We start from the raw sequence: 22,640 nt of genomic DNA, 5'->3' as shown, positions 1-22,640 counted from the left end.
GATTATTCTCCCGCCGCCTTTCGCAGTTCCGTCGCCGTGAAGAGGGGCTTTAAGGTGAGTCCCGAATTTTTCAAAGTTTCCGCGCCGCCGGATTCCCGGTCGATCACGCACAGCACCGTGTCGATGGCGGCCCCACGCTCCCGCAGGGCCCGAACACCCTCGATGACCGCTCCGCCCATGGTGACCACGTCCTCAATGACCAGAACCTTCCGCCCCGTCACGTCCGCCCCCTCGGCCACCTTGCAGGTCCCATAGTCCTTGGCTTTTTTCCGCACGAACACCACCGGCAAACCGGACGCCAGGGACAGCGCGGTCGCCACCGGAATCCCGCCCATCTCCAAGCCCGCCAAGACCTCGGTCCCCGGAGGGATCCGAGACCGGAGCCCCTCGGCGATTTCCCGCAAGACCTCCGGCTGGGATTCAAAAAGATACTTGTCGAAATATTCGTTGGAAACCTGTCCGCTCCTGAGTTTGAAAGACCCCTTCAAATTGCAGAGCGAGTACACGCGCGAGGGAAGGCTCCTCATTTAACGAACCGCAAAATAGCCGGGTAACGGTAATCTTCCCGATGAAACGCCTTGATTCCGGCGACGATGGGAAGAATGATGCCCGCTAAAATCAAAACCAGTCCCGCCGTGATGCTCGCCAGGACCGGCAAAGAAAGAAGCCCCGCCAGGGCCAGAGTCATTTTTGATTTCAGGAATATCCACGGCAGAATGCTGAAAGCGAGAAAAACCAGGATTCCCATGCCGTAGATCAGCATGGAAATCTGGAAATTGATGGATTCCTTTCCGTGGTGGTCCACCAAGGGAGACTCTTTCCGTTTCAAAAGCCAGAGGACCAACGGAACAATGTAATTGGCCAAGGGGATGACGATGGACAGAAAGATGCTCAGGTGGCAAAAAAGCGCCCAGAGGTGAAAATCATCTTGAATTCGAACTTCAGGAAGGTTCGGGTCCATGGTCATCCTTTCGCTTTTCGTGAACCGCGGCGGCCTAATTCTAGGATTTCCCGAGCCACCTGGGCGGGATCCGGCGCCTCCAAAATGCTTCGCCCCACCACCAGGTGGTTGGCCCCGGCCCCCCAGGCCTTCTCCGGAGTGGCCGTGCGTTTTTGGTCCGCGCCCACGAGCCCCCCGAATTGAATGCCCGGAGTGACGAGCGGCAGGCGGATCCCCGCCCTTCGGAGCGAAGCCACCTCTTGAGGAGAACAGACCAACCCGTCCAGCCCCGCGCGCTGGGCCAAACGGGCCAACCGAAGAACCTGAACGGAGGGAAGGACCCGAAGGCCCACCTCCCTCAAATCTTCCGACCCGAAACTCGTCAAGACCGTGACGCCCCACACCAGGGGCCGCGGCCGCGCGGACAAGGCGGCCGACATCACGGCCCTTCCCGCCCCGGCGTGAAGGGTGACCGCCGTCACGCCCAACCGCCCCGCCGCCTCCACGGAACGGCGGACCTGGGTGGGGATATCGAACCACTTGCAGTCGAGAAACACCCGTTTTTTTCGGGCCAGAAGCCAGCCGATCAACCGCGGATCGTTCAGCGTCGCCGCCGGGGGAACCTTATAAAAATCCACCGCGGGACCCAGGCGGCGGACCAGCCCCCGGGCCTCCTCCCCCTCCAGATCCAACGCCACGATCAGTTCCCTTGATTTCATAATCCTTTCCCCACCGCCTCCTGAACCGTGCGGAACCCGGCCCGGGCGGTCAAGCGAGGAAGCCGCCGCGCCACCGCCTTGGCCGTTCCCGGCCCGCCGTAGACGAAACCGGTGTAGAGTTCCACGAGCGAGGCCCCGGCCATCACCTTTTCCAATGCGTCCTCCCCCTGAAAGATCCCCCCCACGCCAATCAAGGCCAATCGGCCCCGGGACGCCCGGGCGATTTTCCGGAGGGCTTCCGTCGAAAGGTCAAGGAGCGGGGCCCCGCTCATCCCCCCCTCGGGGGGAGCTTCGGCCGGGAGCCCGGCGCGGTTTCGAGACGTGTTCGTGGCCACGATTCCATCGAAACCCGACCGGACCACGGTTTCCACCCTATCCGCATAATCGGTCTCGTCGGGAGACAGCTTGACGAAAAGGAGGGGGCGTTTGGGCTTTCGTCGCTCCTCTCTCAACGCCGCCGCCCGACGGCGAAGAGCGGTCAAGAGCGGTTCCAACACGTCGGCCGACTGAAGCGATCGGAGGCCGGGAGTATTGGGAGAACTGACATTCACGATGAAAAAGTCGGCGAAATCAAAAAGCCGGTCCAAGCAAAACAAATAATCGTCCACCGCCCGATCGTTGGGCGTGTCCTTGTTTTTCCCGATGTTGATCCCCAGCGGGATGCCCAAACGCGGACCGCGCCCCAATCGTCGGGCCAGCGCCTCGGCCCCGGCGTTGTTGAACCCCAACCGGTTCACCAGGGCCCGCTGATTCGGAAAACGAAACAGCCGGGGTTTCGGGTTTCCGGGCTGGGGTCGAGGGGTCACGGTTCCGACCTCGATGAACCCGAATCCCAGGGACGCCAGCGCGGCCAGGGCTTCCCCGTCCTTGTCGAACCCGGCGGCCAACCCGACGGGATTGGAAAAACGGAGCGCGTCGGCGCCGGTCCCCAGCACCACGACACCCCGGGGATCGTCGGTTTTAAAAAAAGGCCGTCCCCACCCCGCCACTGGCGCGGCCGCCTGGAGGATCGCCACGGCCACGCCGTGGGCGGTTTCAGGAGCGAGAAGAAAGAGCGCCGGCCGGAGGAGTTTCCGGTAAAACAGCGCGCCCAGGCCCACTTAGGACGAGGCCGCGACCCGAACCGCTTCGCGGCGGAGGATCACCCGTCCCTCCACCAGGACCAGTTGAGGAAACCCGCGAAGGGTCCATCCTAAAAACGGTGAATTTTGGCTCCGCGAACTGAACCCCGTCACGGTCCGCTCCTCGGCGGGATCGATGACCACGAGGTCCGCCGGCGCGCCCTCCCCCAGGTGGCCCACGGGAAGGCTGAGGATCTTGGCGGGGTTGGTGGCCAGGCGACGGATCGCCTCCATCCAGGAGAGATGACCGGGCTCGATCAGTTGGGTGACGGTCAGGGGCAAGAGCGTTTCCAGCCCGATCACCCCGAAGGGAGCGGCGGAAAATTCCTGTTCTTTGGAGGCCCGGGTGTGCGGGGCGTGGTCGGTGGCGATGGCGTCGATGGTCCCGTCCGCCAACCCTTCTACCAAGGCCCGGCGGTCGTCGTCGCCCCGAAGCGGAGGGTTCATCTTGGCGTTGGTTCCGCAACGAACCACGGCCTCTTCCGTCAAAGTGAAATGGTGCGGCGTGCAGTCCGCCGTCACGCGGAGCCCCTTCTTTTTGGCCCGGCGGACGAGGTCCACGGTTTCCCGGGTCGAGATGTGCGTCAAATGGAGATGGGCGCCGGTCAGTTCCGCCAAGGCGATGTTCCTGGCCGCCGCGATGGACTCGGATTGGCGGGGAATGCCCTTGTAGCCCAGCCGCGTGGCCAGAGCGCCTTCGTTCATGACCCCGTCACCCATCAGAGATTTGTCTTCGGCGTGTTCGATCACCGTTACCTCGAACATCTTGGCGTAGTCCAAGGCCCGCCGGAGGAGTTGCGTGTCGGGAACGGAATTCCCGTCGTCCGTCACGGCCACGGCGCCGGCCTGGACCATCCCGCCGATCTCGGCCAACTTTTCCCCGGCGCGGCCCAGGGTGATGGAACCCGAAGGCCACACCCGCACGTGGGCCGTTTCGGCCGCGCGCCGGAGGACGAACCGGATTCCCGTGCCGCTGTCGATGGGCGGATTCGTGTTGGGCATCGCGACCACGCTCGTCACCCCGCCGGCCGCGGCCGCCAAGGTTCCCGACTCGATGGTTTCGGCCCCTTCGTTCCCGGGCTCCCGAAGATGGACGTGGATGTCCACGAGGCCCGGGGCGACGATCATCCCCTTGGCGTCCAACACCGTGCCGCCGGGAGGAAGCGCGAGGGATTTTCCCAGCCGGGCCACCTTGCCGTTTTCCACCAAAAGGTCCAAAACCTCGTCGCGGTGGTGGGCCGGGTCCACGAGGCGGCCTCCTTTAATGAGGAAAGGCGCGGACGGCGGAACGAGGGGAGCGTTCATGAGAGGGCCTTGAAGGTGGTCTGAACGGCCTTGGCCGTCCGTTGGCTGTCCGGTATCACCGACGGCAATCCATCGGGACCGGAAAAAAGGTGAAGCACGGCCATGCGCACAGCGATGCCGTTCGTCACCTGTTCGAGGATCTGTGACCGCGGCCCGTCGGCCACTTCGGACGAAATCTCCAGACCCCGGTTCATGGGCCCAGGGTGGAGAACCAGGCAGTCGGGCTTGGCACGCCTTAACCGTTCGGTGGTCAGTCCGAAAAGTTCCGTGTATTCCCGCACGGTGGGGAAGTAGTCGCCCTGTTGGCGCTCGCGCTGGAGGCGGAGCACGTTGATGACATCGGCTCCGTCCAAGGCTTCGTCCAGGTCCGTCGACACCGACACGCTGGGCCCGAAAATTTCCGGAAGCCCCGGCGGGATCAAGGTGGCCGGTCCGCACACCGTCACGTGGGCCCCGAGTTTCGTCAACCCCCAGAGGTTGGACCGCGCCACGCGGGAATGGAGGATGTCCCCCAGGATGACCACGCGCAGGCCCTCCATTTTTCTTTTCTTTTCCAAAATCGTGAAGAGGTCCAAGAGCCCCTGGGTGGGATGTTCGTGGGAACCGTCCCCGGCATTGATCACGTGAGCCTTGACTTCCGGGGCCACCAGCGCCGGAGCGCCGGAAGCCGAATGGCGCATCACGAGGAAATCCACTTTCATGGCCTCGTAGGTCTTGGCGGTGTCCAGAAGCGACTCCCCCTTGGTGACGGAACTGGTGGAAGCGGTGAAGGAAAGCGTGTCCGCGGAGAGCCGTTTGGCCGCGAGCTCAAAGGAACTGCGCGTGCGGGTGGAGGCTTCGAAAAAGAGGAGAGCGACCGTTTTCCCTCGAAGCACCGGGACTTTTTTGATAGACCGGGTGAACAGGCTTTTCATGGGCCGCGCCACGTCCAAAATGTAGCCGATTTGCGCGGCGGAAAGCGATTCCAAACCCAGGAGGTCTTTCATCGTTTCCGGTCGCTCCGTTCGCCCGGCGGAGACAGCCAGACGGCGTCTTCTCCGTCGATTTCCGTCAGGTGGACGTCCACCCGCTCGTCGCGTTCCGTGGGAATCGTTTTGCCCACGAAATCGGCCTGGATCGGAAGTTCCCGGTGGCCCCGGTCCAACAGGGCGACCAAATAGACCCGCGCCGGCCGACCAAAATCCATCAGTTCGTCCAGGGCGCACCGGATCGTGCGTCCCGTAAAGAGCACGTCGTCCACCAAGAAGACCACTTTGCCCGAAACGTCAAAGGGGAGGTCCGTCTCCTGTACGACGGGGTTGAGGGGCGTCTCGCCTGCGTCATCCCGGTAAAAAGTGATGTCCAGGCTCCCCACGGGAAGCGCCGGAACGCTCCGTTCCTCCAGTGCCGCCGCCAGGCGGTGCGCCAGGGGAACGCCGCGCCGGTGAATACCCACCAGAGCCCATTGGCTTTTCGGGGCCGCCACACGGGTGGCGATGTTCAGCGCGATGTCGCGCAGGGCGGACCGGATCTCGGTTTCGTTGTGAAGTCGTTTGGCGGACATAGGCGTCGTCCCCATTATCTATTTTTTTTTCCGGCGGCGAAAGCGAATCAACGGCCAGCGTCGTTGGAGGGAGAAGACCAGAACCGGGCGGGGAGAGCGCCCAGGGCCATCAGAACCAGTTGGGCGATGCAGAAGGTGAGGAGCCAAGGGAACGCCTTGTCCATGAAACCGTAGGAGTGAAGGCCGATGCCCAGCATGTTGACGCCGAACCAAGAGAGGGCGGTGATGACGTTGCCGAAAACCGCCATCACCATGAGGCCTCGACGGGTCACCATTTTTCCCCACCAGACGTGGAGGATGAGGGCGTTCCAGAACACGATCATGAGGGCGCCGTTTTCTTTAGGGTCCCAACCCCAGAATCGCCCCCAGCTCTGGTCGGCCCAAATGCCGCCCAGGACGGTCCCGATGAAACTGAAGAACATGCTGAAACACACGATTCCATACACCATGCGCGTGAGGTTTTGGGCGGAGTCCTCGGAGAGTTTTGTGCTGAAGAGGCCCCGCAGGATGAATACGATGGCGAGGGCGCCGGACAGGAAGGTGGAACTGTATCCCACCGTCACCGTCACCACGTGGGTCGCCAGCCAGAAGTTGGAGTCGAGGACCGCGCGCATCATTTCCATGGTGTCGCCCTGGGCCGACAGGTGAAGCGCGATGATCTGGGTCAGAAATCCGATGGCCGCGGCGCCCAGAGCCCCCAGCCCGTTCCGGAACATCCGTTCCAGGATGACCCCCAGGAGCACCGCGCACCAACCGACGAAGATGGCCGAGGAGTAAAGGTTCGTCACGGGAGGCCGGCCCTGGAGAATGACCCGGGCGAAAAGCCCGCCGGTGTGAACGATCAACGCCAACACCAAAATCCCAAAGGCCGCTTGGCGGAGAGACTCCGGCCAGCGGAGGAACGAAACAAAAATCATCAGGCAGACGAGGACATAGAGGACCAAGCTCTTATAAAAAGGGTCGTATTGATTGAACAGGCGCTCGCGCCGGGCGTGGGCCAAGGCCCGGGGGGCATTGTCGGAAAGCCAGCGCCGATAGTCCCGGAGCGATTCCCGGAACCCCGCCACGTCGTCAGAACGGTAGGCGTCTCCCATCCGGGCGAAAAACCCCAGGCCGGGGAGCATGGCCGACCCGTCGGCTCGATTCGCCAGGGCCTGGCCGACGCTGACCCAACGGGTGTCGGACTCCGGGGGAATGGGAAGGGGCATGAATTCCGCGCGATCGGCCAGAGTGTGATAGCGGTCTCGGAAAGCGGCCACGGCGCCGGCCAGGGTAGCGGCGGCCCCTTTATCTTTTCGCGCCGGTTTTGAGGGAGCATCCCGCTCGTTCAGGGCGGTCTCGTAGGCCGACATTTCCTGAACTTGACTTGTGACCCCGGGGAGCTGGGCGTCGGCGTCCGTGAGCTGGAGGGTGTTTTGCAGGCGCCAATAGAGAAACACCTTTTCCCCGAGCCGCAAAACGGCGGTCTGGAACCGCGATCGCTGTTCCGCCCGCACTTCCTGGGCGCGGTTGGCCTGGGTCTGAAGTTCGCCCAGGTGCGGTTGGAGGTCCAGAAAGGTGAAGCGCCGCTGGGCGCTCTGCTGGATTCCGATCAGGCCCAGGACGTCCGGATCGTCGATTTCAAATACAGGATAGGCGTCGGCCGCCGATGGACGGAAAACCATCTCCATCAGCCAGTGGGTCGCGGTGACGGAATGTTTGTTCAGCCGAGCGGTTTGTCGGCCGGAAAGAAGGAGAAGCGATTGGCGGGCCAGGGAGTCCAGGGGTTTCACGCGCCCCCCGTTTAACGCCGGGAGTTCGCCGAACAACCGATCCGGCGCCCCCGCCGGCCCGCCGCAGGACACCAAGGCGTACACCAAATAGACCCCCACCAAGGAAACCACGAGGGAGAAGAACCGCCGATTCATGGGATCCCCCGTCGGAAACGGACCAGGTGGGCCAAAAATTGCCAGGCGAGGCCCAAGCACACTAAAAGGCAGGCCAGATAGGGCGTGACCCAAACCGGGTTCCGAACCACTTGAAGAATCGAGAGCCGATCCCCTTTGCCGAAACTGGCCTGAAAGAACGTCAACCCCCGGTAGCGGAGGGGATGGTTCATATAGATCAGGACGTCCCGGTCCTCCCCCGTTTCTTTGTCCTGAAGACGGAGGAGGCTGGAAAAGTTTTTGGGAATGTCCGTGCCGGGATAAACGTCATGGGTGAAATCTTTCAAGGTTAGGTTGAAGGGCATATAATGCCGTGTGGCGCGCAGGGCCAGGCGGTAAGTTTTGTCTTTAAAGACGAAGGTCTGGGGGGCCCCCAGGGCCATGGACACCAGCCACACCCCGTGGCTCTGGCCTCCCGCACGAATTTCAATGAAGGACGAGATATTGTCCGACTCGTCGTCCGCGGTCACGCGAGGGGCTTCCATCACGCTGACCCGCGATCCGACCCCCATGGTGGCCAGGGTGTTGCCCCCTCGCCCCAGCACGGCGTTGGGGAAAAACTTTTTCACCACCACCTCAAAAGGCAAATCCGGATGTTGAAGGGCGTCCTCTTTTTCGAGCAGGGACACCGGAAAGGTATGGACCACGTCCTCGGTGGGACCGGAAACGTCGATCACCGCCAACTCCGCGTCGCGGGAATCTTCCGAATGGTTCGCGGTTTGGCCCTCTTCGATGGCCATCTGGCTTTCACGGGAAAACATTTGGGTCAGCCCCTGCCCCAGGAGCAGAACGAAAAGCCCCCCATGGGTGAGGAGGAGCCCCGCGCGCCGCCATTCCCACCGGGCCCGGGCCGAATGGGACGCCAGGAGGTTGACGAGCCAAAGGGACCCCAAGGCATAGCCGCCGGGAAAGATCGGGAACCGAAATCCGTTCTCCGTTTCAAAGAAGAGGAGCCAACTGGAAAAATATTTCTTTTGGGCGAGCCAGGTGCCCAGCTGAACCTGATGGATCGTCCCGAAAAAAACCAAGACCATCATCAAGACGATAAGCGCCACCGTCAGTTCCATGGACCCCAACAGGTCCCAAGCGATTTGAAGACCCGATGGAGGTTTCTGGGAGGGTCGAGCCGGAGGCGAAGAACCGATGGGTTTCTTTTTGGAGGACACTAGAGCCCTTTCAGGCTTTCCAGGAATTTCAGGAAATCGCCTTTCGCGGATTCAACCAGCCGGTCTTCCCCCACCAGTTTAAAGAACCAGGTTTTCCCGTCCGATGAAAAAACAGCCGACAAAAGTCGTTTTTTGTATTTTCCGTCGATCAGGTTGCCTTCGCTTAAAAAATCGACGAGCGTCATGGCCCGCCCCGCCGGGTGAATGGATTGGGTCTGGGTGGGTAGCTGGTCGGCGGACAAGTCCGCGAGGCCGATCTGGCCGCGCCATCGGTTGACGTTGGCCAAAAGGTCCCCGCCGCCGCCCTCCAACACCGTCACCGAGAGATCCCCCGTCAACCCCTCAGGACCCGGAACCACGAAGCTGGCATAACGGAAACCGGACCCCGGCTTTTCCACCCAACCCCTGGGCGTCGTCCACGTGACCTCGCCCGAAGGCGCGGACGGAGGAACCAGCCCCTGGGCGGCCGCGTTGGCCAGGCCCATATCGTTGCCGATCTCCGGATGTCCCGGTGGCAGATCGGCTTTCCCCGGTGGCGTATGGACATGCCCCCCCGGAAGATCCGACGGAGGCATTTCGCCCGACAGGGGGAGGGTGGCCTCGGGCTCTTTCGGAACGCGGTAGGTTTGCATTTCATCCCGCCCACAGCCGACGAGAAGCACCGCTAAAAGAAACCAGATAAACTTTTTCACCTTTTTATTATAGAAATTCAAAACCCGCTCGGCCAGATAACATTGTCGCACGCAGAGTCGCCCGGTCCACCCAAAAGGCTCAAGGTCAGCTAGAATGGCTTTCCCATGGGCTCCCGCCCCGGACCGGATGGAGTCCCCCGACGATGAACACGGAGGAACGAATTAAGACCTCCCCTTTCTCCCCTCCTTGGGAAGGAGGGGAGACCAAGAAAAGGCGAAATTTCCCCGAACGGGTCGTGCAACCCGGTTCGTCGTTTTTTCCCCTCTCCTTGCCAAGGGGAGGGCCAGGGAGGGGTGGTTTATAGGTTTCGCCATCGTTCTCGGAATTTCGCCTCTGTTTTCGGGACAAACTCATGAATATAGATCAAACACCGGCTCCCTCTTCGCCCTCCCGCGCGGCGTTCCTCCTGCGCGCCCTGCGCTATCCCAATTACCGCCTGTTTTTCGGGGGGCAAATCATTTCGCTCGTGGGAACCTGGATGAGTTCCATCGCCACGAGCTGGCTGGTCTACCGCCTGACGGGTTCGGGGCTTATGCTGGGGGTGGTGGGCTTCGTGGGCCAATTCCCGGCTTTTTTCGTCACCCCCTTCGCCGGCTTGACGGTGGACCGCTGGGACCGCCGACGACTGCTGATCGCCACCCAAACCCTGTCGATGTTTCAGTCTCTCGCCCTGGCCTTTTTGGCCCTCTCGAACCGAGCCACCATCCCCGCCCTCTTGGCCCTGACTGCCCTTCAAGGCATCGTCAACGCCTTCGACATGCCCGGCCGCCAATCCTTCGTGGTGGACCTGATCGAAAACAAAGAGGATCTGGGCAACGCCATCGCCCTCAATTCGTCCATGTTCAACCTGGCCCGATTGGTGGGCCCCTCCCTGGGCGGGATGCTGATCTCCGCGGCGGGGGAAGGCTGGTGTTTCCTGGTGGACGGCATCAGTTACCTGGCGGTCATCGCCGCCCTCCTGGCGATCCGGGTCCCCGTACGTCCACCCCTTCCCCCCCGGACCCGGGGAACCCTGAACCAACTGTGGGAGGGCTGGAGTTATGCGTTCCGTTCAAAACCCATCCGAGCCATCCTGATCCTGCTCGCACTGTCCAGCTTGGTCGGAGTCCCCTACATGACGCTCATCCCGATTTTCGCCGGCAAGGTTTTGCACGGGGGCCCCCATACCCTGGGATTCCTGATGACGGCCGCCGGAAGCGGCGCCTTGATGGCGGCCCTCACCTTGGCCGCGCGAAAATCCACCCGAGGCCTCGCCGCCTGGATCCCCGCAGGAACGGCCCTCTTCGCCGTGGGTCTCATGGGTTTTTCCTTTTCCCGAACCCCCTGGCTGTCCATGGCACTCCTGGTGGTGACCGGGTTCGGTTTCATGGTTCAAATGGCCGCCAGCAACACCATGATCCAAACCATCGTGGAAGACGACAAACGCGGCCGGGTCATGAGCCTCTTCATCATGGCCTTCCTAGGCACCGCCCCCTTCGGAAGCCTGGTGGCCGGCGCCCTGGCCCAAAAATTCGGCGCGCCCCACACCATTTTGGCCGGCGGCACTTTCTGCCTCGCCGGCGCCCTCTGGTTCCACCGCCGCCACCGTTTCAGCGATTAAATTCCCCCCTTAACAGATCGGGGGAGGGGGGTAAGCTTGAGAGGGAACCTTGGGATTGGAAGAACGATGCGGAGGCGATAGGAGCCCTTTAAAAAGCGCGCCCGGGGATTCACTTTAATTGAACTCATGCTCGCGGTGGACGCGAAACGGGACGCCCTTCACTATTATACTATGAGGGTTTTTTGGGGTTGGCGGGTGGGAAAGTCAACGGCTATTTGGCGTAGGCGAAAAAACGGGCGGCGCGAAGGCCACGGACGGCGTCTTTCCAACTGATTTTCTTTCCTTCTTCTACCCGCCGCGGGGCATAAGAAATCGGGAGTTCGGCGAAAGAATGCCGCCGGTGGGCCACCTTTACACAGATTTCCGCCTCCACTTCAAAACCCCGAGAAACCAAACCCAGTTCCCGCCAGACGGCCGTGGGCATCAGCTTGTAGCCGGTGTAGCAGTCCGTGTAGGAGGAGGCGCAAAGGAAATTGATCCAAGCCGTCAAAGCTTTGTTGCCCCAGAGAAATCGCCGGTAGGGATGCGGATTCGATTTTAGAAACCGTGACCCAAAAACGACCTTGATATTGTTTTGCCGGGCGTATTTCAGCAAGTCCACGTATTCGCCCGGATCGTATTCGAGGTCCGCGTCTTGAACCGCTGAGTAAGCCCCGTTGGCCTTGGTCAAGGCCGTGCGAAGGGCCCCGCCTTTCCCCTGGTTTTTAGCGTGAAAAAGAAGAACCGCTCCATCCACGGGGTTCCCCGCCAGGAAATCCCGGGTTCGGTCGGTGGACCCGTCGTCCACGATGACGATTTCTTTGGAGAGGGGAACCGCGGCCAATCTATCCAGGCATTTCCTAATAAAGGCGCGCTCATTAAAAACCGGGACTAAAAACGAAACCATTGGTTTGGCTTCCGTCCGACGATCATAAACAACGGCAGGGGCGGGGTCCGGCGCCGGGGAGGAAAGGGGTTTTTTCTCCAACTCAGGAGCCTTTTTTTCCGGTGGTTTATCAAAATCCAAAGAATCCATGGTCTTCCTTTTTGGTGAAATTCTCACACGGCGGGGATGGTTTGAACAAAGGCGGGCACGAGGTCCGTTTCCCCCACCGGGGTCATTCTAGCTTCTTTTTGGCCTTGGATCCATTTTCCTTCCCGGAAATATAAATAGACCTCAGGGATGAGGGAGAGAAGTGAGAAGGGTCTCTCTGATGGGGGAAGGAATGGCGACGGGCTTCCAGGACTTGTCGACGAAGGGGTGTTTGGTGGAGCCCCGGGCCATCACTTTGCCCGAATCGGCATTGTGCAGTTCATATTCGAAGGTGATGGACGCCCGGCCGAGAGCGGAGATCCACGTCCGAATCTTCAACAGGTCGTCGTAGTGGGCGGGAGCCAGATATTTAACTTGGGCTTCCATGGCCGGGAGAAACAGCCCCTGTTCCTCCAGGTCCCGATATCGAACGCCCAGCCCCCGCATGAGCTCGGTCCGGCCCCGTTCAAAGAGAACGAGATAGTTGGCGTAATAGACCACGCCCATGCGGTCCGTGTCCGCATAGGAAACCCTAAAATCCATTTCGTGAATCATTAAGATTCCAACTGGAGAGTTTGGGTGGTGAGGTCCGTGACGGAGGCGGGGCCGAAATATTGGATGGGGCCTGGGTAAACGTAGGCGTCTTCCAACACCAGGGATTCGCGAATCTTCTCCAGGGCCCGGAAGGGGGCGCCGTCCAGCTTGACCAACGCCTTTTGGATCACGGGTTTCTCCTTCCCTTTCCGCCGTTCCAGGTTCATCATCATCGTCAAGGGAACTCCCCCGGGCACCCACTGGGCCGCCGGTTTGGTCAGATTTTTGATGGATGACAGGTAGCCCGTCAATCCGTTCAACGCCAAAACCGCCGCGTTAAAGCCCAGGGCGTAGCAATAGGTCGCGTCGAAGTTCGACGGGGCGCCGCACCGGCCCTCGTAACCGAAGAAGTGGGTGATGGCGGCAAACTTACCTGCGTAGGCTCCCCCCACCTTCAATGAAACGAGACGGGCCTTCACCATTTCCACCAACAGTTTTTCCGTCTCAATTTGGGAAACCTGGACGTTCCCGTGGGGGTCTCGATCCAGCATGAGCTGGGCCTGAATGCCCTGGGGAAGAGAATGAAGCAGAGACGACAAGGGCGCGGGGAGCGCTTCCGCCACCACCGCTCGTTTCTCGTCAAAAGTCGACAGCAACGCCAAACGGGGTTCCTGGGCGGCCAAGGTGTCGTTCAAAGCGGAAATCAACTCCTTCATTTCCGGGATGAACTCGATGAGCCCTTCCGGCACCAACACCACGCCGTAATTCTTTTTCGCTTCCGCGCGACGGGCCACGGCCTGGGCGATTTGGTCCACCACCTGGGCCAGCGTCATTTTCTTGGCCAGAACCTCCTCGCCGATCAACGTTAGGTTCGGCCGCGTCTTCAGGGAAACTTCCAGGGTGATGTGGGACGCGCTCCGCCCCATGAGACGAATGAAATGCCAGTATTTTCGCGCCGACAACACATCTCGGCAGATGTTTCCCACCAGTTCGGCGTAGATTTTCGTGGCGGTGTCGAAACCGAAAGACGCTTCGATGTCGTCGTTTTTCAGGTCCCCATCGATGGTTTTGGGAACGCCGATCACGCCCACCGGAAGCCCGTGGGTTTTGAAATATTCGGCCAACACCGCGGCGTTGGTGTTGGAATCGTCCCCCCCGACGACCACCAGCCCGTCCAGGCGGTTTTTCCCGACGGTTTGCTCCATGGTTTGTTTGGCGGCGGCGAGTTGTTCCGGGGTGTCGATTTTCGTTCGGCCGGACTGAATCATGTCGAACCCGCCGGTGTTGCGGTAGGGGCCCACCATCCCGGCGGTGATCTCCACCCACTTATTCTCCAAAATCCCGGAAGGACCGCCCAAAAATCCAATGAGTTTGTTTTTGGGGTTCGCTTTTTTCAATGCATCAAAAAGTCCGGCCAACACGTTGTGCCCACCCGGGGCTTGCCCGCCGGAAAGAACGACCCCCAACCGAAACACCTTCTTCCCCAAAGAGGCGTTCCGTCCTTTCTTCAAAATCGCCAAAGGAAGCCCGTACATGTTCGGAAAGATGGCCCGAAGGGGCCCCTGGTCGGACACGCTTTGGGTGGGCTTTCCCATTTGCAAAGAAACCCCCGCCGGCCCGGAACGAAACACGGTCGGAAGAACGGGTTTGAATTTGGCTCGCTCGATTTGAAGTTCGGATGGTTTGGATGGCATGGACACTGACCTCATTTTAGTCAAGAATCATTTTCTGAGACCCCTCCCCCGCCCTCCCCTTAAGAAGGGGAGGGAACGACGCCAAAAAAGGTAGGCGGTGTTCCCCCTCCGTCTCAAGGAGGGCGGGAGAGGTCTGTGCCGTTGAGGATCGAAGATTAAGCGATCGTGACCGTTTTGTCCAAGTAAACGTCTTGGATCGCGTTCAAAAGCGCCACGCCCTCTTTCATCGGACGCTGGAAGGCTTTCCGGCCGGAAATCAAGCCCATGCCCCCGGCACGCTTGTTGATGACGGCGGTGCGAACGGCGTCGGCCAAGTCGGAAGCCCCCTTGGATTCTCCACCGGAGTTGATCAACCCGGCCCGGCCGGAATAGCAGTTCAGAACCTGATAGCGGCAGAGGTCGATGGGGTGGTCCGTGGTGAGGTCCGTGTAGACCTTCGGGCTGGTCTTACCGAATTTCACGGCATTGTAGCCGCCGTTGTTTTCGGGGAGCTTCTGCTTGATGATGTCGGCTTCGATCGTGACGCCGAGGTGATTGGCTTGGCCGGTGATATCAGCGGAAACGTGGTAGTCTTTCTCCGCCGTCTTGAAGGCGTTGTTCCGGGCGTAGCACCACAACACCGTGAACATACCGAGCTCGTGAGCTTGGGCGAAGGCTTCCGACACTTCTTGCAGTTGGCGGCGGCTTTCCAAAGAACCCCAATAAATGGTGGCGCCGATGGAGGTGCACCCCATGTCAAAGGCCTGTTTGACCTTGGTGAACATGGTCTGGTCCGGAACCTGCGGGAGGGACATCAGCTCGTTGTGGTTGATTTTGAGCATGAAGGGAATCTTGTGGGCGAACTTCCGCGCCACGGACCCCAACACCCCATAAGTGGAAGCCACCGCGTTGCAACCGCCCTCGATGGCCAGCTTCACGATGTTTTCCGGGTCGAAGTAGTCCGGGTTCGGAGCGAAGGACGCCCCACCGGAATGCTCGATGCCCTGGTCCACGGGGAGGATGGAGACGTACCCGGTTCCTTTCATGCGTCCGCTCTCGATCAAATTCTGTAAATTGCGAAGAACGGGAGCCTTCCGATCGGAATAAACCCAAACGCGGTCCACGTGATCCTGGCCCGGAAGGTGAAGGCGGGAGGCGGGGACTTTGGCCTTGTAGGTCAACAGATTCTCGGCGTCTTTGCCAAGGAGTTCAGCGATGGAACTTTTCTTCGATGTGTCGGCAACGGTGGTCATTGGTTCGATCCTCCTAAGGATGAAAAACGATTATTCTTTGGATTTGACTTTTGTTTTTCGGCGGGCGGAAAGGCGCGCTTTCTCGGTCGTTTCAAAACGGCCAATGGAACGAAATTTATCGTAACGCTTCTTCACCAGTTCGACGGGAGGCATCGCTTGAAGTTCCATCAGGTTCCGGAGAAGCGCCTCTTTGACGGTGACGGCGGAAGCGTCCACGTCCCGGTGGGCCCCTCCCAAGGGCTCCGGAAGGATCTCGTCGATGACCCCCATCTCTTTGAGGTCGGCCGCCGTGATCTTAAGGGCTCGCGCCGCTTCCGGGGCCTTGGCCGCGTCGTGGTAGAGAATCGAGGCGCACCCTTCCGGCGAGATCACCGAATACCACGAGTTCTCCAACATCAAAATCCGGTCGCCCACGCCGAGCGCCAACGCGCCACCGGAACCGCCCTCTCCGATCACGCAACAAAGGATGGGCACGGCGAACTGGGACATCTCGCGCAAATTTTCCGCGATGGCGGTGGCTTGCCCGCGCTCCTCGGCCCCGATGCCGGGGTAAGCGCCCGCCGTATCGATGAAGGCGATGATCGGCGCCCCGAACTTGGCGGCCATCCGCATGAGTCGGAGCGCTTTCCGGTAGCCTTCGGGATGGGGCATGCCGAAGTTCCTGGCCATGGATTCTTGAAGGGTCCGACCCTTCTGATGGCCGATCACCACCACCGGCTTACCGTCCAGATAAGCGGGCCCCCCCACGATGGCTTTATCGTCGGCGAAATGACGGTCGCCGTGCATTTCGATGAACCCCGTGAACACCCGTTCGATAAAATCCAGCGAATACGGTCGGCGCGGGTGCCGGGCGATTTGAACCCTTTGCCAGGGGGTCAGTTTCCCGTAAATGTCCCGGCGGAGATCGTCCAGGCGTTGGCGGAGGGCCTTGATTTCGGCGGTGATGCCCACGCCTTCGTTGTCCTGGGCGGTTTTTTCCAAACCCTGGATCTGTTCCTCCAAATCAAGGATCGGCTTTTCGAAATCAAACCCTTTGAACGTCGTCGTGTGTTCGGCCATGGCTGTCGTCATCCCCCTTGGCTTAAAACCCTCCGGTGTAAACCAAACGAACGATCCGTTCCGCGCGCCGGCCGGTGGCGGCCAAGTCCCGCCCGGCAAATTCCACGGCGAAGCTGGGGGTCACCCACCAACTGAGACCCGCGTTCAGACGGCTGTCCCGGCCCACGCGAATATTGTCCCATTCGGTGGTCAACCCAATGACATCGCGAAACAGGTAACGCACGCCCATGAACCCGTAAACGTAATCGTTGCTGAAATCATACATATTGAGGCCGGCGTGAAGGCTCAAATCCGGAACGATGATTTCGCCGCTCCCCACCAGGAAAAGCCCCTTTTCCCTCTGGGTGTATTTGTCCGTGTCGTTGTTATAAAAAAGTCCCTGCCCGTCGTATCCCAACGCCAGGGCCGGAAGATTTCGCTGGCCGTCAAAAAACCGAAACCGGACGTTCAGCGTGGGTTTGTTGACGTCCACCGACTGGTTGCCCACGAATCCCTCGGCGTCCAGGTTGAAACCGATATTCAAACGGGGAAAAACGCCGAAATGGGTCTTGGTCAACATGCCTCCATCCGTATAGAAACGGAAAGAGGCGTCAAACCCGTAGCGGTCCAACACTTCGGCCGTCGGGATGTCGATCAGTTCAATCACTGGCGACGCCGCGCGGGCGCTGGAGACAGCCATAAGAAGGACCGCGAAAAGGGAAAGCTTTATTTTCAATTTGTGCCTCATGTCGTTAGGGAAGCGAGTGGTCGATGCCGCCGGGAATCGGAACGGAGTTGGAACAGGTTGCCGGATCAGCCCTATTTTATCACATGCCGACGCTTTGTCAATCTAGCCGGCCAGCCGGTCCGTCTTCGCGGCCATGATAAAATCGTTCCGATGGAGGCCTCGGAGGCGGCGGGTCCACCAAACCACGGTGACCCGGGACTCCTCCACCACGATCTCCGGGTGGTGGTCTTCCCGTTCCGCCAGGGTGGAAACCCCCTGGGCGAAGGTTTGCCCATCCGCCGCCGACCGAAAAGAGAAAACTTTCACGATGCGCGCCACGCCTTCCCGGTGATCCAGTTTCCAACGGTTGAGCGCTTCGCAAAGCTCGGCCAGTTCTTCCCCGGACAAGGAGGAATCCCCTTCCTGAGGCGGAAAACAGCGTTCGTCAGCGAGGCGGCGAATCATCGGGTTTGGTCCAGGGCCGCGCGGGCCTCGTTCAGGTCTTTTTGCCGGGCCTTCAAGGACAGGTCCAATTCCATCAACTTTTGGTAGTCGCTCTGGATGAACACCGAACTCATGCGTTGGTTTAAGTCGGACATTTCTTCCTCCAGTTCACGGATGCGTTCGTTCAACTTCTTCCGATTCTTGGTGCGGGCCTTTTCGGCCTCGCGCAGGCGTTTTAAATCGTCGTTCGATGACTTCATCCAGGCCGGGGCGCCACCCGGAAGCGGCTCCGTCGCCGGGGCCGCGGGGGAAGCCACGCCGGCCCGCCCGGCCGTCCGGGCCGCCAAACGAAGGAAATCGTCGTGGTTCCCCGCGTAGAGCTTCACCCTTCCCTGGTCCACGTGGGCCACGTGGTTACTGAGGGCGTTCACGAAGTAAAGATCGTGGCTGATGAAACAGATCGTGCCCTCGAAATCCTTAAGCGCCTCCACCAGGGCATCCACGCTGGCCATGTCCAAGTGCGTGGTGGGCTCGTCTAAGAGTAGCAGATTGGGGGGGTCCAGAAGGAGTTTGGCCAGGGCCAAACGGCTCTTTTCCCCGCCGCTCAAAACCTCCACTTTTTTGAACACCGCGTTGTCCCGAAAGAGAAAGGTCCCCAACACCGTGCGAACCAGCAGGTCCGGGTTCATGCGTTTGGTGTCCATGGCCTCCTGGAGGACGGTGCGGCCGGCGTTCAACGTTTCCCATCGATGCTGGGAAAAGTAGCCGGACTGAACATTGAGCCCGAGGACCCGTTCCCCCCGCTCAAAAGGCAGTACCCCGGCCAACATTTTAAGCAGGGTGGACTTCCCCGCCCCATTCGGGCCCACGAAAGCCACTTTTTGACCTCGCTCCAGCTCAAAATCCAACCCATCGTAAACCACCACATCGCCGTAGGACTTGCCGACCCCTTTCAGCGACAACACCTTCACCCCGGTCTTGGTGGGTTGAGGAAAATGGATGCTTATTTTTTTGATCTCGGGCGGGATTTCGATCCGTTCCATTTTCTCCAACATTTTGATCCGGCTTTGAACCTGGGGGGCCTTGGAAGCCTGGGCCCGAAAACGGTTAATGAACTCCTGGGCGTCGGCGATCTCCCGCTGTTGCTTTTTGTAAGCGGCCAAAACCTGTTCTTGCTCCATGGCGCGGGCGGCCAGGAATTTCTCGTAGTCCCCCACGTAACGAAAGATCTTTTGGTCCCGCAAATCCAAAATCCCCTGGGCGATGGCGTTGACGAAGGCCCGGTCGTGGGAAATCAACAGGATGGAACTTCGGGACCGCTGGAGGTATTCCTGAAACCAGAGGAGCGACGCCAAGTCCAAATGGTTGGTGGGTTCGTCCAAGAGCAGGAGATCCGGCGCTTGCAAAAGGAGCCGAGCGATGGCGACCCGCATTCGCCATCCGCCGGACATGGCCGAGGCCGGCCGATCGAAATCCGTCACGCGGAAGCCCAACCCCATGAGGATTTTCTTGGCCTCGGCGCTCCGCCTTTCCGGTGAGGGACCGTCTTCCCGTTCCCCCTCCCCCGAGAGGGTCTCCTCCAGAACGGTTCCCTCCCCCAGATCCGCCGTTTCCTGCGGCAGGTATCCGATCCGGACCCCGCGCGGGAAGGTGATGGCCCCCTCGTCGGGAAGCTCCAACCCCCGGAGGATTTTAAAAAGCGTGGATTTTCCCGACCCGTTGGGCCCCATGAGGGCGTAGCGATCCCCGGCGTTCAGTTGAAGCGACGCGGCGTCGAAAACCACTTGTTGCCCGAAGGCTTTATGAAGGTTGGTGACGGTAAGCATGGGTCAAAAAGACGAAAGTGCCATTTTCCCTTCCAAGAAAAAATTTAGGGGAACGACCGGGGTGACTGGACTTGAACCAGCGGCCTCCTCCCTCTCCTCGCCTAACGGCTCGGTTCGGGCCGGGGCGCTAGCGCGCCCGCGAAGAGTGCCTTTGGGCACTCTTCGCCCCAACGCAGGCGCCTTTTCTCTGCTCAAATCTCGGGGTGACTGGACTTGAACCAGCGACCTTCCGCTCCCAAAGCGGACGCTCTAGCCAACTGAGCTACACCCCGGCGGGGTTTCGGGTCCGCTGGACCCGCCGCCGGCACCATAAGCTCTGCGTGGGTGCCGGTCATTCTGGCCACATTGTCCGTGGAGTCCTCGCGTTTTGTGCGAGGGCACCCCGGCGGGGCCTTCGGCCCTCTGGGCCGCCGCCTGTCCTCGACGCTCGGCCGAGTATTCGGGCCTCTGGCCCGCGGCCTGTCCCCGGAACTCTGGGGAGGGGACTGCGCAGAGGGCGGTTTCCTTTGATTCTTTCCGTCGAGGATTATAGCTCAACGGGGGGCGTTGGTCAATCGTAGCCGTAACGGCGGATAAAATGGGTTTTGAGGGTTTGGGCGAGGGCGAGGTAAGTTCCAAGGATGAGGGCGAGGGCGGTGAAGTAGAGGGGAGGGAGCGCGGCGAAGTGGAAAGGCTTCGCCAGAAATGACTTCGGGAGCCAAAGGACAACAGTTCCCAGCAGGACCGTGGAGGCGAGAAGCGGTAGGCTGGGACGGGCGCCGGCCCAGGGGCGTTTTCGGGTTCGAATAACATAAACGACCAAGGATTGGCTCAAAAACGATTCCAAAAACCACCCGGTCTGAAAAAACAGCGGCTGTCGACCGAAAAGAAGCCACAGGACGCCGAAGGTAGCGAAATCGAACAGGGAGCTTAAGGGACCGAAAAGAAACATGAAACGCCGAATGGAAGAAATGTCCCAGGGGCGCGGGCGTTCCAGGGCTTCGGGATCCACCGTGTCAGTGGGGAGCGCCACCTGAGAAATGTCATAGAGAAAATTATTGAGGAGGATTTGGATGGGAAGCATCGGGAGAAAAGGCAATACGAGGCTCGCGCCCGTCATGCTGATCATGTTCCCGAAATTGGAGCTGGCCCCCATGCGGACGTATTTGACGATGTTGGCGAAGGTGCGGCGACCTTCGTCAATGCCGGCCGCCAGGACGTTCAGGTTCTTTCGGAGCAGAATCATGTCGGCCGCTTCCCGGGCCACGTCCACGGCGTTTTCCACCGAAAGACCGACGTCCGCGGCCTTGAGCGCGGGGGCGTCGTTGATCCCGTCCCCCAGAAACCCCACCGTTCGACCTTCTTTTTGAAGCAGGCGGATCACGCGCTCTTTTTGGAGCGGGGCGAGGCGCGCGAAAATCGTGCAGGACGACAAACGGGGCGCCAACGCTTCATCGGAAAGGAGGTCCAGCTCTTCCCCCGTCAGCAGGCCGTCCACGGGAAGGCCCACCTCCCGCGCGATCTTTTGGGTCACGAGGGCGTTGTCCCCGGTCAACACCTTGCACGAAACACCCCGGCGACGAAGCGCCGCTAACGCCTCCATCGCGGAGGGTTTCGGGGGGTCCAGAAAGGCGAGGTAGCCCCGAAGAACCAGATCCGTTTCATCCGCCTTGCTGTAGGCCGATTTAGGCTCCGTCATGTCCCGGTAGGCCACCGCCAGAACCCGGTAACCGTCCCGGCTCAAGGCGTCGTGTTCTTCCCGGAGGTCCTGGAGAATGAGATCTTCCATGGGAAAGATCTCGCCGTCCAACTCGTATCGCACACACCGCTTAAAGATCTCCTCGGGGGCCCCTTTGGCGATCAAGCGGTGGCGCCCCTGGGGAGACCACGACGGAAAGGATCCGCCGGGAAAAATCGAAGGGGATCTCGTCGACCTTTTCCCCGACCACCTTCATTTCGTCATGATGTTTCAAAATCGCCCGATCGAGCAGGTTTTTCAACCCCGTTTGATGGACGCTATTCAGATAGGCGAGGGACAGGACCGCCTCGTCTTCTTGAAGGATCACGTCGCAATGCCGCTCCAAAACAACCTCGTCCATGGTGAGGGTGCCGGTCTTGTCAGTGCAAAAAACGTCCATGGCTCCCAGGTTTTGGATGGAGGACAGCCGTTTGACGATCACCTCCCGCTGGGACATGCGGAGGGCGCCACGGGAAAGATTTAAGGTCACGATCATGGGCAACATTTCGGGCGTCAACCCGACGGCCACGGCCAGGGCAAAGAGGAGGGATTCCATCCACCCCGTCTTGGTTAATAGGTTGGCGGCAAAGATCACCACGACCAACACCAGCATCAAACGAAGCATGAGCCAGACGAAACTTTGAAGGCCCTTCTCGAAAGAGGTTTCCGCCCGCCGCCGGGCCAAGCGCTGGGAAATGGCGCCGAACTGGGTGGCGGGACCCGTTTTAACGACCAGCCCCAGCCCCCGGCCGCTCACCACACTCGTCCCCATGAACGCCGCGTTCGTCAAGTCCGAGAGTCCCCGACCCCCGGCCGCCGGAGGCGCGGCCTGTTTTTCCAAAGGCAAGGATTCCCCCGTGAGGGCGGACTGGTTGACGAAGAGGTCTTTGGCTTCCAGCACGCGGAGGTCCGCCGGGATCATATCCCCCGCGGCCAGAACCACCACGTCTCCCGGAACGATGTTCCGAAGATCCACCTCCTGGGGAACGCCGTCCCGAAGGGCGGTGGCGCGCACGCGGACCATGGCGGTCAGTTTTTCGGCGGCTCGGTCCGCCCGGAATTCCTGGGCGAAGCTCAACCCTACGCTGATCAAGGCCATGCCGGCCACGAGGGCGGCGCTCACTTTTTCGCCGAAGAACAGAGAGAAACCGCCGATGACCAGCAGGACGAGAACCAGGGGATCGAGGAACCGGGCCAGAAACCCAAAGAGGAGCCCCCGTTTGCGACGCCGCGCGGGTTCGTTGGGCCCCCCTTTTTCAAAACGCACCTGGGCCTCTTTTTCCGTCAGTCCACCGAGGGAGGTGGCCAGGTCCGCCATCAGGTCTTCCAAAGCCCGGCCGGACCACAGCCCGGGCTCTTGGGAGGCGGGGAGCGGAACAGAAACGGGGTCCATGGGAAAGGTCG

At 60.5% G+C, this 22,640-nt stretch carries 20 protein-coding genes, 1 tRNA gene and 2 pseudogenes; 2 read left to right on the top strand and 21 right to left on the bottom strand.

The genetic code is table 11. The features are described 5' to 3' along the window. Positions 1–2: 2 nt before the first annotated feature. From pyrE to IPP35_10310, 10 genes are read right to left on the bottom strand one after another with little or no spacing between them, the layout of a single operon-like run. Positions 3–527, bottom strand: coding sequence for an orotate phosphoribosyltransferase (gene pyrE / locus IPP35_10355; protein ID MBL0059488.1), 525 nt, complete (start codon positions 525–527; stop codon positions 3–5). Next, the gene (locus tag IPP35_10350; GenBank protein ID MBL0059487.1) at positions 524–961 is read right to left on the bottom strand and encodes a DUF4870 domain-containing protein; all 438 of its coding nucleotides are present in this window, start codon (positions 959–961) and stop codon (positions 524–526) included. The genes pyrE and IPP35_10350 overlap by 4 nt, the downstream gene beginning before the upstream one ends. Before the next feature lie 2 nt (positions 962–963). Next, positions 964–1,659, bottom strand: a complete 696-nt coding sequence (gene pyrF, locus IPP35_10345) for an orotidine-5'-phosphate decarboxylase (GenBank protein ID MBL0059486.1) — start codon at positions 1,657–1,659, stop codon at positions 964–966. Further along, positions 1,656–2,744, bottom strand: coding sequence for a quinone-dependent dihydroorotate dehydrogenase (locus IPP35_10340; protein ID MBL0059485.1), 1,089 nt, complete (start codon positions 2,742–2,744; stop codon positions 1,656–1,658). The genes pyrF and IPP35_10340 overlap by 4 nt, the downstream gene beginning before the upstream one ends. 15 nt (positions 2,745–2,759) lie before the next feature. Next, positions 2,760–4,085: a dihydroorotase gene (locus IPP35_10335; GenBank protein MBL0059484.1), complete on the bottom strand. Its 1,326-nt coding sequence runs from the start codon at positions 4,083–4,085 to the stop codon at positions 2,760–2,762. Beyond that, positions 4,082–5,071 (bottom strand): aspartate carbamoyltransferase catalytic subunit, encoded by a 990-nt coding sequence (locus IPP35_10330; GenBank protein ID MBL0059483.1) that lies wholly within the window; start codon positions 5,069–5,071, stop codon positions 4,082–4,084. Before IPP35_10330 ends, IPP35_10335 begins: the two co-directional genes overlap by 4 nt. Further along, on the bottom strand, positions 5,068–5,628 hold the full coding sequence (gene pyrR, locus IPP35_10325) for a bifunctional pyr operon transcriptional regulator/uracil phosphoribosyltransferase PyrR (GenBank protein MBL0059482.1): 561 nt from the start codon (positions 5,626–5,628) through the stop codon (positions 5,068–5,070). The genes IPP35_10330 and pyrR overlap by 4 nt, the downstream gene beginning before the upstream one ends. 47 nt (positions 5,629–5,675) lie before the next feature. Further along, on the bottom strand, positions 5,676–7,535 hold the full coding sequence (gene ccsA, locus IPP35_10320) for a cytochrome c biogenesis protein CcsA (protein ID MBL0059481.1): 1,860 nt from the start codon (positions 7,533–7,535) through the stop codon (positions 5,676–5,678). Continuing rightward, positions 7,532–8,719, bottom strand: a complete 1,188-nt coding sequence (locus tag IPP35_10315; protein ID MBL0059480.1) for a cytochrome c biogenesis protein ResB — start codon at positions 8,717–8,719, stop codon at positions 7,532–7,534. Before IPP35_10315 ends, ccsA begins: the two co-directional genes overlap by 4 nt. Then, positions 8,719–9,462 (bottom strand): hypothetical protein, encoded by a 744-nt coding sequence (locus IPP35_10310; GenBank protein MBL0059479.1) that lies wholly within the window; start codon positions 9,460–9,462, stop codon positions 8,719–8,721. The genes IPP35_10315 and IPP35_10310 overlap by 1 nt, the downstream gene beginning before the upstream one ends. Positions 9,463–9,764: 302 nt before the next feature. On the opposite strand from IPP35_10310, the gene IPP35_10305 reads away from it, so the two are divergent. Then, the gene (locus tag IPP35_10305) at positions 9,765–11,012 is read left to right on the top strand and encodes an MFS transporter (protein ID MBL0059478.1); all 1,248 of its coding nucleotides are present in this window, start codon (positions 9,765–9,767) and stop codon (positions 11,010–11,012) included. A gap of 90 nt (positions 11,013–11,102) precedes the next feature. Next, a pseudogene (locus tag IPP35_10300) lies at positions 11,103–11,285 on the top strand (prepilin-type N-terminal cleavage/methylation domain-containing protein). On the opposite strand, the gene IPP35_10295 reads toward IPP35_10300, so the two are convergent. The 11 genes and pseudogenes from IPP35_10295 to IPP35_10245 all read right to left on the bottom strand — a co-directional run bounded on the left by IPP35_10295 (position 11,224) and on the right by IPP35_10245 (position 22,629). Continuing rightward, positions 11,224–12,027 carry a glycosyltransferase family 2 protein gene (locus tag IPP35_10295; GenBank protein MBL0059477.1) on the bottom strand — a complete coding sequence of 268 codons (804 nt, stop codon included), beginning with the start codon at positions 12,025–12,027 and terminating at the stop codon, positions 11,224–11,226. The pseudogene IPP35_10300 and the gene IPP35_10295 sit on opposite strands and share 62 nt — an antisense overlap. Before the next feature lie 141 nt (positions 12,028–12,168). Then, positions 12,169–12,579: an acyl-CoA thioesterase gene (locus IPP35_10290; GenBank protein MBL0059476.1), complete on the bottom strand. Its 411-nt coding sequence runs from the start codon at positions 12,577–12,579 to the stop codon at positions 12,169–12,171. After that, complete coding sequence (locus IPP35_10285) at positions 12,579–14,267, bottom strand: diphosphate--fructose-6-phosphate 1-phosphotransferase (protein ID MBL0059475.1); 1,689 nt, start codon at positions 14,265–14,267, stop codon at positions 12,579–12,581. Before IPP35_10285 ends, IPP35_10290 begins: the two co-directional genes overlap by 1 nt. Before the next feature lie 140 nt (positions 14,268–14,407). Continuing rightward, positions 14,408–15,484: a class I fructose-bisphosphate aldolase gene (locus IPP35_10280; protein MBL0059474.1), complete on the bottom strand. Its 1,077-nt coding sequence runs from the start codon at positions 15,482–15,484 to the stop codon at positions 14,408–14,410. A gap of 30 nt (positions 15,485–15,514) precedes the next feature. Next, positions 15,515–16,543 carry an acetyl-CoA carboxylase carboxyltransferase subunit alpha gene (locus IPP35_10275; GenBank protein ID MBL0059473.1) on the bottom strand — a complete coding sequence of 343 codons (1,029 nt, stop codon included), beginning with the start codon at positions 16,541–16,543 and terminating at the stop codon, positions 15,515–15,517. A 22-nt stretch (positions 16,544–16,565) separates the two neighbouring features. Then, a complete protein-coding gene (locus tag IPP35_10270; protein ID MBL0059472.1) occupies positions 16,566–17,258 on the bottom strand; it encodes a hypothetical protein in 693 nt (230 codons plus the stop codon). A gap of 114 nt (positions 17,259–17,372) precedes the next feature. Then, complete coding sequence (locus IPP35_10265; GenBank protein ID MBL0059471.1) at positions 17,373–17,714, bottom strand: 4a-hydroxytetrahydrobiopterin dehydratase; 342 nt, start codon at positions 17,712–17,714, stop codon at positions 17,373–17,375. A 329-nt stretch (positions 17,715–18,043) separates the two neighbouring features. Continuing rightward, positions 18,044–19,519: pseudogene (locus tag IPP35_10260) on the bottom strand (ABC-F family ATP-binding cassette domain-containing protein). A 198-nt stretch (positions 19,520–19,717) separates the two neighbouring features. Then, positions 19,718–19,791: transfer RNA gene (locus IPP35_10255), tRNA-Pro, on the bottom strand. Between the two features lie 278 nt (positions 19,792–20,069). Continuing rightward, entirely contained in the window at positions 20,070–21,320 is a 1,251-nt protein-coding gene (locus IPP35_10250) for an HAD-IC family P-type ATPase (GenBank protein MBL0059470.1), read from the bottom strand. Positions 21,321–21,327: 7 nt separating this feature from the next. Then, complete coding sequence (locus IPP35_10245; protein ID MBL0059469.1) at positions 21,328–22,629, bottom strand: HAD-IC family P-type ATPase; 1,302 nt, start codon at positions 22,627–22,629, stop codon at positions 21,328–21,330. Between the last annotated feature and the right edge of the window lie 11 nt (positions 22,630–22,640).

The sequence above is a fragment of the Elusimicrobiota bacterium genome (genome assembly GCA_016721625.1).
Taxonomy (GTDB): domain Bacteria; phylum Elusimicrobiota; class Elusimicrobia; order FEN-1173; family FEN-1173; genus JADKHR01.
Note: the sequence above shows the minus strand (reverse complement) of the source record. Positions and strands in the feature narration are given on the sequence as shown.

Excerpts from the sequence above, each read along its gene's own strand:
- pyrE (MBL0059488.1), bottom strand. The coding sequence starts at position 527 with ATGAGGAGCCTTCCCTCGCGCGTGTACTCGCTCTGCAATTTGAAGGGG.
- IPP35_10350 (MBL0059487.1), bottom strand. The coding sequence starts at position 961 with ATGGACCCGAACCTTCCTGAAGTTCGAATTCAAGATGATTTTCACCTC.
- pyrF (MBL0059486.1), bottom strand. The coding sequence starts at position 1,659 with ATGAAATCAAGGGAACTGATCGTGGCGTTGGATCTGGAGGGGGAGGAG.
- IPP35_10335 (MBL0059484.1), bottom strand. The coding sequence starts at position 4,085 with ATGAACGCTCCCCTCGTTCCGCCGTCCGCGCCTTTCCTCATTAAAGGA.
- IPP35_10330 (MBL0059483.1), bottom strand. The coding sequence starts at position 5,071 with ATGAAAGACCTCCTGGGTTTGGAATCGCTTTCCGCCGCGCAAATCGGC.
- pyrR (MBL0059482.1), bottom strand. The coding sequence starts at position 5,628 with ATGTCCGCCAAACGACTTCACAACGAAACCGAGATCCGGTCCGCCCTG.
- ccsA (MBL0059481.1), bottom strand. The coding sequence starts at position 7,535 with ATGAATCGGCGGTTCTTCTCCCTCGTGGTTTCCTTGGTGGGGGTCTAT.
- IPP35_10305 (MBL0059478.1), top strand. The coding sequence starts at position 9,765 with ATGAATATAGATCAAACACCGGCTCCCTCTTCGCCCTCCCGCGCGGCG.
- IPP35_10295 (MBL0059477.1), bottom strand. The coding sequence starts at position 12,027 with ATGGATTCTTTGGATTTTGATAAACCACCGGAAAAAAAGGCTCCTGAG.
- IPP35_10290 (MBL0059476.1), bottom strand. The coding sequence starts at position 12,579 with ATGATTCACGAAATGGATTTTAGGGTTTCCTATGCGGACACGGACCGC.
- IPP35_10285 (MBL0059475.1), bottom strand. The coding sequence starts at position 14,267 with ATGAGGTCAGTGTCCATGCCATCCAAACCATCCGAACTTCAAATCGAG.
- IPP35_10280 (MBL0059474.1), bottom strand. The coding sequence starts at position 15,484 with ATGACCACCGTTGCCGACACATCGAAGAAAAGTTCCATCGCTGAACTC.
- IPP35_10275 (MBL0059473.1), bottom strand. The coding sequence starts at position 16,543 with ATGGCCGAACACACGACGACGTTCAAAGGGTTTGATTTCGAAAAGCCG.
- IPP35_10265 (MBL0059471.1), bottom strand. The coding sequence starts at position 17,714 with ATGATTCGCCGCCTCGCTGACGAACGCTGTTTTCCGCCTCAGGAAGGG.
- IPP35_10245 (MBL0059469.1), bottom strand. The coding sequence starts at position 22,629 with ATGGACCCCGTTTCTGTTCCGCTCCCCGCCTCCCAAGAGCCCGGGCTG.